Consider the following 11,364-nt stretch of genomic DNA (forward strand, 5'->3'; position numbering starts at 1 on the left):
GGAGCTTAACCCGCGACGACCACGATGACGCCCGGTGGCTGCTCGGCTACGTCGGGGACGCGCGGCGCCACGGCAGCGTGCAGCATGCCGGCCACGGCGGTGGCCGAATCGTGTTCCCCGGGGGCGTCGCTGAAGTAGACGGTGGTCTCGGTGACCTCGGGCAGCTCGAGGTTCCCGACGTCGGTCACGTTCCAGCCGGCTTCACGCAGCCGGTCCGCGGTGTGCCCGGCCAGTCCGGCCTGCTCGGAGATGTTGTAGACCCGCACGTCGGACTTGTGGGCGGGCTGCTCGGGCTTGGCGACCGCCGAGGTGGTGGTCATGGGTTTCGACGTCGGCGAGTGGCTGCTGTCGTCCTCGCTGCCCGACGATCCGAGTGCCTGGAACCCGACCAGCAGGAACACGGTGCCCAAAAACAGCAGCACCATCACCATGGCTCGCAGCGGGAGTCGGGAGGAGTCGGGAACGTGCTCGTTCATTGCGCCTACTGTATCGAGGAGCAGGCCATAACCGATAAACGGCCAGCTATCAAGGGCTCCGGGTGATTCAGGTGATATCGAATCCGAGACGCCGGGCCGCGCGCGCTTTCTGGCGACTGGACCGCAGCCTGCGCAGCCGCTTGACCAGCATCGGGTCGGCGGCCAGAGCCTCGGGCCGGTCGACGAGCGCATTGAGCACCTGGTAGTAGCGGGTCGCCGACAGTGCGAACCGCTCCTTGATGGCTTCTTCCTTGGCGCCGGCGTACTTCCACCAGTCCCGTTCGAAGGCCAAGATGTCGCGCTCGCGGCGACTCAGGCCGTCGATGGGTTCCGAATCGTCCCCTGAGCGATTCGCTTGCGCCATAGCGCCGTCCATATCGTTTCCTGGACCCTTCCGGAAAGTTCTGTGGTTGAACCGTTCGTTGCGTTTATCGGCGGCGTGTCCTGAGCGAATATTCAATCACGGCAGGCGGTGTTGAACCGGGAGCCGGTCCCGCGAGTCGCCGTGGCCGCTGCACTGCACCGATGGCCGAATGAACCCGGCGGCTCCAGCTTGGCCTCTCCTCCGTCGAGCCTCGCTGAACCGCCCGCCTAAGCTTTTCGGTCATGGCCGTCGTACCCATCCGCATTGTGGGCGATCCCGTCCTGCACACCCCGACCAGTCTGGTTCCCATCGCCGAAGACGGCTCGCTGCCGGCCGACCTGGGTGAGCTGATCGACACCATGTACGAGACCATGGACGCCGCCAACGGGGTGGGCCTGGCCGCGAACCAGATCGGCGTGGGGCTGCGGGTCTTCGTCTACGACTGCGCCGACGACCGCCGCTCGACCACCCGGCGCCGCGGCGTGGTGGTCAACCCGGTGCTGGAGACCTCCGAGCGCCCCGAGACGATGCCTGATCCGGACAACGACGACGAAGGCTGCCTGTCGGTGCCCGGTGAATCGTTTCCGACCGGCCGGGCGGAATGGGCGCGGGTCACCGGCTTGGACGCCGACGGCAAGCCGGTCACGCTGGAGGGCACCGGGTTGTTCGCCCGGATGCTGCAGCACGAGACCGGACACCTGGACGGCCTGCTCTACCTCGACATGCTGGTCGGCCGGCATGCCCGCGCGGCGAAGCGGACGGTGAAATCCAACGGCTGGGGCGTCCCGGGCCTGTCCTGGATGCCCGGCGACGTGCCCGATCCGTTCGGCCACTGACCAGCCGGTGATGTCCCCGCCACCCGAACTCCCTGAGATCGGCGTCCGGGTGAGCCTGCGCTATCTGCGCCCGCCCGGCTCCGAGCCGCCGATGGGCGATGTGGTGGGGCATCTGGTGGCGACCGGGCCGCTGGTGCGGGTCCGCTCCGCGGACGGGGTGGTCCACGAATGCCGGCACGCCGACGTGCTCTATGTGCGCCGGCTGACCGATCGGCCGGTGAAGAACTCGGCGATCCGCTCCGTCGAGCACGCCGCCGCCCTGGCCTGGCCGGGCAGCGAACACCAGTGGCTCGAGGGCTGGCTGCTGCGGGCCGCACCGGGCGCTGGGTTGCAAGCCAATTCCGCTGTGCCCCTCGACATGTTCGCCCACAGAAACACCGTTCCGGCGATCCTCGACTGGTACGCGCAGCGGGGGTTGCCGCCGTACCTGGCGGTACCGGAACGGCTGCTGCGACTGCCCGAGGGCATTCCCACGCGGTATGAGACCCGCACCCTGGTGTGCGATCTGCCCACCGGGGAGCGCGGCGGCGCTGTGATGCTGGCCGCCGAACCCGACGCCGACTGGCTGGCCTGCTACGGCGAAGCGGCGCCGCCGCTCGGCGTGCTGACCGCGGTGGTCGACGGCGAGGTGGTGTTCGCTTCGATCCCCGGGATCGCGGTCGGGCGGGGTGCGGTCACCGCCGGCCCGGACGGCACCCGCTGGCTGGGCGTAACGGCGTTGCGGGTGGTCGAGGGCCGGCGGCGCCAGGGCCACGGGCGAGCGGTCTGCGCCGCCCTGCAGGCCTGGGGCGTCGACCGCGGCGCCACCCGCGGCTACGCCCAGGTGCCCACCGGCGGGCCCGGCGATCCCGACGCCTTCGGCTTCTTCGAGGCGATCGGGTTCGCCGCCCAGCACCGCACCCGCTACCTGGACGCCCATCTAGGGTGACTTCGGTGACTGCACTGCGACTGGCAACCTGGAATGTCAACTCCATCCGCACCCGGCTGGACCGGGTGACCGACTGGCTGGCCCGCGCGCAGGTCGACGTACTGGCCATGCAGGAGACCAAGTGCACTGACGCGCAGTTCCCCACACTGCCGTTCCACGAACTGGGCTACGAGGTGGCACATGTCGGCCACAACCAGTGGAACGGGGTGGCGATCGCCTCCCGGGTCGGGCTCGACGACGTCGAAGTCGGGTTCCCCGGGCAGCCGGTCTGGGCCAAACCGGACGCCGACCCGGCGGTGGAGGCACGGGCCCTGGGCGCCACCTGCGGCGGGGTGCGGGTATGGAGCCTGTATGTGCCCAACGGTCGCGCACTGAACGACCCGCATTACACGTACAAGTTGGAATGGCTTGCCGCGCTGCGTGATACCGCTGAAAGCTGGCTTATCGACGACCCGTCGGCGCCGATCGCGCTGGTCGGCGACTGGAACATCGCCCCGCAGGACGACGATGTGTGGAGCATGGAGTTCTTCGACGGTGCGACGCACGTCTCAGAGCCGGAGCGCAGCGCGTTCCGCGCACTGACCGAGGCGCAGTACCTCGACGTGGTGCGGCCGTTCACCCCCGGCCCCGGCGTCTATACCTATTGGGACTACACGCAGCTGCGGTTCCCCAAGAAGCAGGGCATGCGCATCGACTTCATCCTGGGCTCCCCCGCGCTGGCGACTCGGGTCACGCACGCCGAGATCGTCCGTGAAGAGCGCAAGGGCAAGGCGCCCAGCGACCACGCGCCGGTGCTGGTGGACATTCAACGGGTCTGACGGGCCGCGGTTATATGAATTCTGTGTGGATTTCCCGGTGTTCGCCGATTAGCGCATAGGATGGATCGGGTTAACCAATTTGCTCATTTGAAGGGCAGGGAATACCCATGAACGCCGTCGCAGGGACGGTACGGAAGGTGGCCGGGGCGGCAACCCGCGCGGCGACCATGACCACCGAGGCGGCCGGCGCGATCGGCGGGGCCGCGCTCAACGGGGTGATCGGCGGATTGAAGGGTGCGGCCAGCGGTGCGCAACGCGGCCTGAGCACCGGCAGCCACTCCACCCCCGCGGCCGCACTGACCCTGGGCGCCCTGGGCGTCTCCGGGTTGGTCGAGTGGCCGGTGCTGGTGGCGGTGGGCGGCACCGCGCTGGTGCTCAAGCAACTCAACGGCCGGTCCGAGGACGGCAAAGCGCCGACGGCGGCCCCGGCGAAAACCCCGGCGAAGGCTCCGACCGCGGCCGCACGGCCGTTGAAGTCGGTGAAGTCCGGGAAGCCGGCGGGTTCCCCGCGGCGCAGCCCGCAGCCGAAGAAGACCACCGCACGGCAGTCGCGCAGCGGCAGCAGCGCTCGCGCGCGCCACTGATCGGGCCCGAGTGGATTTAGGCCGTGCCGTCAGGCACTCTCTTCCGCTGCGCGCAGCGAACTTCGGTGTCCAACTCACCTCCGCGCTGGTAGACACATCGGTGCAGACTGCGGCCGGGTTAGCCGGCGCGGTCTTGCCCAATGCCGAGACCGGGTGGTCGCTGTCCCGGCGGTGCTTCCGCGGCGAGCAGCGGGCCTGGGTGGAGGTGCGCGGGCTGGACGGACCGACCGGAGCCGAGCTGGCAACCGCCGTGCTCGGTGCGGCGCGGGCGCTACCCGGGGTCACCTCCGTCCGGTTGAACCACCCGTTGTCGCGCCTGGTGGTCGGCCTGGACTCGTCCGCCGCCGACGTGGTCTCGTTGCGCGAGCTGTGCCGCGTCGTCGCCGACACCGAGAACCGGTACCGTCGGCTGGCGCACCGTGGCCGCCCGCCGGCGAGCCTGCCCGGGGACGGCATGACGCAGGCGTTACGCGCGTTGACGGTCGGCGCCAACGTCGCCGGTCTGGGCTTGGCGACCCTCGGCCGGCTGCTGCGGTTGCCGGGGCTGCCGCTGGGCCTGGAAGCCGGCGTCATCGTCGTCGACTACCAGCCGCGGCTGCGCCGCCTGCTCGAGGAGAGCATCGGCAAGCAGGCCACCGACGCCCTGCTATCGCTGGCCGGTGCCGGCGTGCACACCCTCAACCAGGCACCCACCGCGCTGGCGGTGGACCTGTCGATGGAGGCGATGCGCGCCGGGGAGGAACGCGCCGCGGCGCGGGCCTGGCGCCGCTGCGAACCCGAGCTCGCCGACTACGCCGACCACCCTGCGGTGACCGTCCCGCCCCGGCCGGCGCCGCGTCCGCCGGGTCCGGTCGAACGGCATCTGACCCGTAGCGCCTGGGCGCAGGCCGTCGGGGCCGGGGTGATCGGCGCCGCCACCCGCAGCCCCGACCTGGCCGGTACCGCCGCGGCGGTGGCCGCGCCGAAGGGCACCCGCGCCGCGCGCGAGTCCTTCGCCGCGACCCTGGGCCGCGGTCTGGCCGACCAGCACGGCGCCGTGGTGCTGCGGCCGGGCAGCCTGCGTGAGCTCGACCGGATCGACACCGTGATCATCGATCCGCGGGTGCTGTGCGGCGACGACCTGCGGGTGATGCAGGTGCGCGGCGCCGACGACGACGAGCTGCGCGCCGTGTGGGCGCAGGCCCAAGCCCGGCTGAGCGACCCTGGCCTCACACCGGGCTGGCATCGGATCGGTCCGCGCGCCGGCGTCGAGGCGTCGTTCCAGCCCGCGCTGCTGCCGTTGGCCGCCGCGGTGGTGACCGAGGCCCGGCATGCCGACGTGGAAGTGGTCTCGGTCGAGACCGAGGCGCTCGGCGAGCTGCGCCCGATCTTCGACGACATCCGACCACTGGACGGGGCCTCGGTGGACGAGGCGCTGGTCGCCGCGGTCAGCGCCTATCAGGCCGATGGTCACGATGTCGCGGTGCTGTCGACGGCCGCGGTCGAAGCATTGGCGGCCGCCGACGTGGCGCTGGGCATCCTGCCGGGACGGGATCGCCCGCCGTGGTGTGCCGACGTGTTGCTGACCGACCTGGCTGCCGCGTGGCGAGTGCTGCACGCGCTGCCGGCGGCTCGCTCCGCCGCCCGCCGCGGTGTCGAGATCGCCACCGGCGCTTCGACGTTGGGTGCGCTGCTGATGCTGCCCGGGGTGCGAGGTCGCGGGCCCGGCCCGGTGACCACCGGCGCGGCGGCCGGCGCGCTGTCCGGCTACTGGCTGGCCCGGCGTGCGGTGGATGCCGCGACGCCGCGGCCGGCGGCGGTGCACGAATGGCACGCGATGTCGGTCGAGCAGGTACAGGCGGTACTTCCGCCGCCGGACCTGGAGGTCCCGGCCGAGACCCGCCGCGCTCCGGCGGCGGCGGCCGCGCTGGCCGCCGTCGATCTGGCCCGCCGCGGCGCGCAGCGCACCGCACCGCCCCGGCTGTTGTGGCAGTTCGCCCAGGCCGTGCGCAGTGAACTATCCGACCCGATCACGCCGGTGCTGGCGTTGGGGGCAGCGGCCAGCGCGGTGCTGGGCTCGCCGGTCGACGCCGTCCTGGTGGGTTCGGTGCTCGGCGGCAACGCCGTCCTGGCGGCCGCCCAGCGACTGGTGGCCGAGCGACGGCTCAATGTCCTGCTCAACGAGCAGGTGGCACCCGCCCGCAAGGTGATCCTGGGCGCCACAACCGACGACCGCACCTACTGCGACGTGAACGCCGAAGATCTGCGGCCCGGTGAACTGATCGAGGTCCGCTCGCATGAGGTGGTGCCCGCCGACGGGCGACTGATCGACGCCGACGACCTCGAGGTCGACGAGTCCTCACTGACCGGCGAATCCCTGTCTGTGGTCAAGCAGGTCGAGGCCACCCCGGGGGCGGAACTGCCGGAACGCGAGTGCATGGTCTACGCCGGCACCACGGTCATCACCGGAACGGCGTTGGCGCTGGTGACCGCCGCCGGGGGCGACACCTACAGTCGCCGGGCCGCCGACCTGGTCGCCGGTGAGCAGTCCGCGGTCGGCTTGCAACACCAGTTGAGCCTGCTGACCAGCAAGGCGTGGCGGATCAGCCTGGCCGGCGGGACGCTGGTGACCGGGCTGGGCATGCTCCGGCGGATCGGGCTGCGCCAGTCGGTGGCGTCCGGCATCGCGATCGCCGTCGCGGCGATCCCGGAGGGGCTGCCGCTGGTGGCGACGCTCGCCCAGCAGGCATCCGCTCGCCGATTGACCAAATCCGGTGTGCTGGTACGTGTTCCCCGTTCGGTGGAGGCGCTCGGTCGCGTCGACGTGGTGTGCTTCGACAAGACCGGGACGCTGAGCCAGAACCGGCTGCGGGTGACCCAGGTCAAACCCGCACCGGGTTACTCGGCCGACCAGGTTTTGACGTCCGCAGCGCACGCCGCGCCGGCGACCAACGGGCGGCAGGTGCACGCTACCGATGCCGCGATCGTCGAGGCCGCGGTGGCCGCCGAAGTGGTGGACCCTGATCGCGGCGAGGTCGCCCACCTGCCATTCCGCTCTGGCCGCAGTTATTCGGCGTCGGTCGACGGCGCCGAGCTGTGCGTCAAGGGTGCCCCGGAGGTGGTAGTGCCCGCCTGCGGCGGTGACCCGGCGATCCGCCGAACGGTGCTCGACATGGCCGGCCAGGGCCTGCGGGTGATCGCCGTCGCCCGGCGCGAGCTGTCCCGCGAACAGGTCGCCGTCCTCGGCGATGATCCGGATCCGGAGGACATCGCCGAATTCTGCGGTGCCGGACTGACTTTCGTCGGCCTGCTGGGGATCGCCGACACACCGCGCCCGGAAGCCGCCGATCTGTTGGCCGAACTGGACCGCCGCAAGATCCCGGTGCGGCTGATCACCGGTGACCACCCGGTCACCGCTACCGCGATCGCCCGGGAGATGGGACTGGCCGTCAGCGCCGATCAGGTGATCAGCGGCACGGACTGGGATGCGTTGTCCCGCAAGGGCCAAGAGCAAGCGGTGAACGAGAAGGTGGTATTCGCCCGGATGTCGCCGGAGAACAAGGTTCAGGTCGTCCAGACCCTGGAGCGCACCGGCAAGGTGTCGGCGATGGTCGGCGACGGCGCCAACGACGCGGCCGCGATCCGGGCGGCCACCGTGGGCCTCGCCGTCGTGGCGCACGGCAGCGAATCGGCAAGCACCGCTGCGGATGTGGTGCTGGTCGGCGGTCGGGTGCATGCGCTGCTGGACGCACTCGACGAGGGCCGCGAACTGTGGCAGCGGGTGCAGGCCGCGGTGGCGGTGCTGTTGGGCGGCAACGCCGGTGAGGTGGCGTTCGCGATCATCGGCAGTGCGATCACCGGCCGCTCACCGTTGAACGCCCGCCAGCTGCTGCTGGTGAACATGCTCACCGATGCGCTGCCGGCCACTGCGCTGGCGGTCAGCGAGCTGAGCGAGTCCGCAGCGTCGGCCGCTCGCGGGCCGGACCCGGACGCGCTGTGGCGCGCGGTCGCGGTGCGCGGGGTGACCACCGCGTCGTCGGCGGTCGGCGCATGGGCGTTGGCGTCGTTCACCGGCCGCCAGCAGCGGGCGTCGACCGTCGCCCTGGTGTCCTTGGTGGCCGCCCAGCTGGGCCAGACACTGCTGGACTCCCACGACGCGCTGGTGGTGCTGACCGCGGTCGGCTCGCTCGGCGTGATGGGGACGTTGATCTCCATTCCCGGTGTCAGTCAGCTGTTGGGCTGCACCCCGTTGGGCCCGGTGGGCTGGGCCCAGGCGCTGGGTACGGCGACGGTGGCCACCGTCGGTGCGGCGGTGGTGCCCCGGCTGCTGTCCAGTTGGCAGGACATCGCGGACAAGCCCACCGAGTTCATGGTGCCGGGGCCGCGCCAGCCGGACGGCACCCCAAGGTCCAACGGCCACCCCGCGCCGCGACTGCGGCTTGTGCACAATGGGGACACCGGCTCTCGTCGCGGAACGGCCGCGACCCGATCATCCGGCGACCCGTCGCCACCAGGAGGCTCATGATGGCGGACAAGCCGCGGCGTGGCGCGTCGCAACGGGAAGCGGTGGCCCATATCCGCGAAGCGGAGACCTTCGCGGTCGAGTTGCCGCTGGTCGGCAAGGTGACGGTGCCCCGTCCCGAGCAGCTGGCCTACTACGGGGGGCTGGCGCTGCTGGCGGCCTTCGAGATCATCGACTGGCCGGTTGCCGTTGCGGTGGCTGCCGGCCACATTCTGGCCAACAACCACCGCAGCGAGGTACTCGAGCAACTCGGCGAAGCCCTCGAAGACGTCTAGACCTCAGTGGTCGACGCTGAGCACCCCGACCCGCCACAGGAGGGCATACATCTGGTGCAGGGGGCCGCTGAGCAGCCGGGTGGTCATGTCGACGACCGGGTCCGAGGCAGGCGCGGCGGGCGCAGCCCGTCGGGGGTCCAGCTTCTTCGCCGTGCTCGCGGCACGCGGGGCCGGCGCCGGGATGTCGTTGTAAGCGATTGCAACCATGATGGCCTCCTAGTCGCGTAACGGCGCTACGCGCCCAGCGAGGAGTCCGGGGTTGGGGCTCAGCTGGAGGCGGTATGCGACCGTTCGGATGGGGACGGAACAGACGTCAGATATCGGCTCGGACTATCACCGGAACTCATTCGTCCCTCACCTCCTCTCGGTCGCGGGCACGCTTGGGCGTACCGGTTCCACCGCATGCTCGGGAGGCAGCTCCGACGACTGTCGGGAGACCGCACCCCTCTCGTCAGAGCTTCGGCACTACACGGCGTGTCCATATTTCGGAAGCCACTTGGGCTCAACCCTTAAGCCGGGAGGAGCTGTCCTGACCCGGGGCGTCTTTCGACGTTCGGGGTCAGTGGCCTGTGTCCGTGCAGACGCCTCACCTAACGAGGTGCTTGCGTGCTCCATAGTGCATGACGGTCAAGCCGCGGTCAACTCTGTGATTCCCGGGCGTGTCGGACCGGCTTGACGTGCGCGGATGCGCCCGAATCGGGCTCCGCGACGTTGCTGCCCAGGCTGGTGTCGGACAGGTTCACCGGCTCGGCCGCGTAGCGCCCCGGAGCCACCCAGGAGCTCAGCGCACCGAGCACCATCATCACCGCCGCGGCGGCGAACACCACCGCCAGCCCGGTGTGGAACGGCCCGGAGATCAGCTGCGGGAAAAAGGTGTGCCCGGTCAGCGCCTGGGCATTGACGCCGGGCTGATCCAGCGCTCCGGAGGGCCCCAGCAGCTCGGCGATCGGGTTGTAGCCCAGAAATGCCGCGAACAGGCTGCCCACCGGCGGCGTCCCGGCCACCTCATCGGCCACCGCGGCCGACACGCCCTGCTGTTGCAGCCCGGCGCCCATCGCCGCGGGCAGCGTGTTGGCCAGGCCGATCACCATCAGTGAGAAGAAGACCCCGATCGACAGCGAGGTGCCGGCGTTGAAGAACGTGGCCCGCACGCCCGACGCGGCTCCGCGCTGATCGGCCGGCACGCTCGACATGACCACGGCGCTATTGGGGGCGGTGAAGATGCCGCCGCCGAGCCCGTTGAGGAACACCAGCGCCGCGAACACCCGGTAGTCGAAGTCCACCGGGAGCAGCACCAACGCCACGAATGTCGCCGCCATCAGCACCATGCCGCCCACGGCGAACGGCCGGGCGCCATGGCGGTCCGACAGCGACCCGGCCACCGGTCCGGCCAGCAGGAACCCGGCCGTCATCGGCAGCAGATAGATCCCCGACCACAGCGGGGTGGATTCGAAGCTGTACCCGTGCAACGGCAACCAGATGCCTTGCAGCCAGATGATCAGCATGAACTGCAGCCCGCCGCGCCCGATCGCCGACATCAGCCCCGCCACGTTGGCCATGCCGAATGCCGGGATCAGGAACAACCGCACATCGAGCAGTGGGGCGGCCACTCGCAGTTCGATGACGCAGAACAGCACCAGCAGCGCTACCCCGAGGCCCAACGCGCCTAGAACGGCAGGGCTGGTCCAGCTGGTCGGCGAATTCCCGTGCGGCTGAATGCTGTAGGTGATCGCGGTCAGCAGCACGGTCAGGCCGAGTCCCAGCGTCACGGTGCCTGCCCAGTCCAACTTGGCCGGTGCCCGTTCACCGAGTTCGTGCAGTGAGCGCACCGACCAGATGGTGCCCAGCACGCCGATCGGCACCCCCGCCCAGAACACCGCCCGCCAGTCCCATTCCGAGAGCAGCCCGCCGAGCAGCAGGCCGACGAAGGACCCGGCGACCGCCGCCACCTGGTTGACGCCCAGCGCCATGCCGCGCTGATTGGCCGGGAAGGCATCGGTGAGGATCGCCGACGACGAGGCGAACAGCATCGCCCCGCCGACCCCTTGCACCACTCGCCAGCCGATCAGCCACTGCGCGCCGGGCCCCAGGTCGAACGGGTCGATCGACAGCGCGATCGCCGCGACCGTGAACACCACGAAACCGGCGTTGTAGATGCGCACCCGCCCGAACATGTCGCCGAGCCGGCCGAAGAAGACCACGAGCACCGCCGAGACCAGCAGGTAGCCCATCAGCATCCACAACAGGTAGCTGACGTTCGCCGGGTCCAGCGGGTTCAGGCCGATGCCGCGGAAGATCGCCGGCAACGAGATCAGCACGATCGAGCCGTTGATGGTGGCCAGCAGCACGCCCAGGGTGGTGTTGGACAGCGCGATCCACTTGTAGCGCGGGTGGTCGCGGTCGTAGCGCAGCCGGCGACGGGAGGTGGCTAGCGCGCCGGGATCGACATTCGTCCTCTCGATCTGCGCTGTCATAGCTCACCCGCATCTTTCACTAAGCCAAGGCACATATATTAGCTATGCAAAGGATCGGATGCCTAATCTGCGCCGCGCGCAGCCAGGTCAGCGCCTTACATCGGCTGC

At 70.5% G+C, this 11,364-nt stretch carries 10 protein-coding genes and 1 riboswitch; of the genes, 6 read left to right on the top strand and 4 right to left on the bottom strand.

From position 1 onward, the window contains the following. Positions 1 to 5: 5 nt before the first annotated feature. Positions 6 to 476: a LytR C-terminal domain-containing protein gene (locus A5694_RS00255; RefSeq protein ID WP_064919858.1), complete on the bottom strand. Its 471-nt coding sequence runs from the start codon at positions 474 to 476 to the stop codon at positions 6 to 8. 67 nt (positions 477 to 543) lie between these two features. Beyond that, positions 544 to 852 (bottom strand): DUF3263 domain-containing protein, encoded by a 309-nt coding sequence (locus A5694_RS00260; protein WP_064919859.1) that lies wholly within the window; start codon positions 850 to 852, stop codon positions 544 to 546. A gap of 230 nt (positions 853 to 1,082) precedes the next feature. Here A5694_RS00260 and A5694_RS00265 point away from each other — a divergent pair, with 230 nt between their 5' ends. The 6 genes from A5694_RS00265 to A5694_RS00290 all read left to right on the top strand — a co-directional run bounded on the left by A5694_RS00265 (position 1,083) and on the right by A5694_RS00290 (position 8,782). After that, complete coding sequence (locus tag A5694_RS00265) at positions 1,083 to 1,676, top strand: peptide deformylase (protein ID WP_064919860.1); 594 nt, start codon at positions 1,083 to 1,085, stop codon at positions 1,674 to 1,676. 10 nt (positions 1,677 to 1,686) lie between these two features. Then, positions 1,687 to 2,604, top strand: a complete 918-nt coding sequence (locus tag A5694_RS00270; RefSeq protein WP_064919861.1) for an N-acetylglutamate synthase, CG3035 family — start codon at positions 1,687 to 1,689, stop codon at positions 2,602 to 2,604. 14 nt (positions 2,605 to 2,618) lie between these two features. Then, the gene (locus A5694_RS00275) at positions 2,619 to 3,422 is read left to right on the top strand and encodes an exodeoxyribonuclease III (RefSeq protein ID WP_064919874.1); all 804 of its coding nucleotides are present in this window, start codon (positions 2,619 to 2,621) and stop codon (positions 3,420 to 3,422) included. A gap of 107 nt (positions 3,423 to 3,529) precedes the next feature. Continuing rightward, a complete protein-coding gene (locus tag A5694_RS00280) occupies positions 3,530 to 4,006 on the top strand; it encodes a hypothetical protein (protein ID WP_064919862.1) in 477 nt (158 codons plus the stop codon). 10 nt (positions 4,007 to 4,016) lie between these two features. Continuing rightward, positions 4,017 to 8,510, top strand: coding sequence for a cation-translocating P-type ATPase (locus A5694_RS00285; RefSeq protein WP_165605175.1), 4,494 nt, complete (start codon positions 4,017 to 4,019; stop codon positions 8,508 to 8,510). After that, the gene (locus A5694_RS00290; protein ID WP_064919863.1) at positions 8,507 to 8,782 is read left to right on the top strand and encodes a hypothetical protein; all 276 of its coding nucleotides are present in this window, start codon (positions 8,507 to 8,509) and stop codon (positions 8,780 to 8,782) included. Before A5694_RS00285 ends, A5694_RS00290 begins: the two co-directional genes overlap by 4 nt. 3 nt (positions 8,783 to 8,785) lie before the next feature. Here the strand turns inward: A5694_RS00290 and A5694_RS00295 are convergent, their stop codons facing one another. Together A5694_RS00295 and A5694_RS00300 are read right to left on the bottom strand one after the other, a co-directional pair. Then, positions 8,786 to 8,989 carry an Rv1535 family protein gene (locus A5694_RS00295; protein WP_064919864.1) on the bottom strand — a complete coding sequence of 68 codons (204 nt, stop codon included), beginning with the start codon at positions 8,987 to 8,989 and terminating at the stop codon, positions 8,786 to 8,788. A 229-nt stretch (positions 8,990 to 9,218) separates the two neighbouring features. After that, positions 9,219 to 9,387: riboswitch (M-box (ykoK) riboswitch) on the bottom strand. Positions 9,388 to 9,420: 33 nt separating this feature from the next. After that, positions 9,421 to 11,256 carry an MFS transporter gene (locus A5694_RS00300; protein ID WP_082952431.1) on the bottom strand — a complete coding sequence of 612 codons (1,836 nt, stop codon included), beginning with the start codon at positions 11,254 to 11,256 and terminating at the stop codon, positions 9,421 to 9,423. Positions 11,257 to 11,364 lie beyond the last annotated feature (108 nt).

It is taken from the genome of Mycolicibacter sinensis (genome assembly GCF_001667945.1).
Classification (GTDB): Bacteria; Actinomycetota; Actinomycetes; order Mycobacteriales; family Mycobacteriaceae; genus Mycobacterium; species Mycobacterium sinense_B.

Excerpts from the sequence above, each read along its gene's own strand:
- A5694_RS00255 (WP_064919858.1), bottom strand. The coding sequence starts at position 476 with ATGAACGAGCACGTTCCCGACTCCTCCCGACTCCCGCTGCGAGCCATG.
- A5694_RS00260 (WP_064919859.1), bottom strand. The coding sequence starts at position 852 with ATGGACGGCGCTATGGCGCAAGCGAATCGCTCAGGGGACGATTCGGAA.
- A5694_RS00265 (WP_064919860.1), top strand. The coding sequence starts at position 1,083 with ATGGCCGTCGTACCCATCCGCATTGTGGGCGATCCCGTCCTGCACACC.
- A5694_RS00270 (WP_064919861.1), top strand. The coding sequence starts at position 1,687 with ATGTCCCCGCCACCCGAACTCCCTGAGATCGGCGTCCGGGTGAGCCTG.
- A5694_RS00280 (WP_064919862.1), top strand. The coding sequence starts at position 3,530 with ATGAACGCCGTCGCAGGGACGGTACGGAAGGTGGCCGGGGCGGCAACC.
- A5694_RS00290 (WP_064919863.1), top strand. The coding sequence starts at position 8,507 with ATGATGGCGGACAAGCCGCGGCGTGGCGCGTCGCAACGGGAAGCGGTG.
- A5694_RS00295 (WP_064919864.1), bottom strand. The coding sequence starts at position 8,989 with ATGGTTGCAATCGCTTACAACGACATCCCGGCGCCGGCCCCGCGTGCC.
- A5694_RS00300 (WP_082952431.1), bottom strand. The coding sequence starts at position 11,256 with ATGACAGCGCAGATCGAGAGGACGAATGTCGATCCCGGCGCGCTAGCC.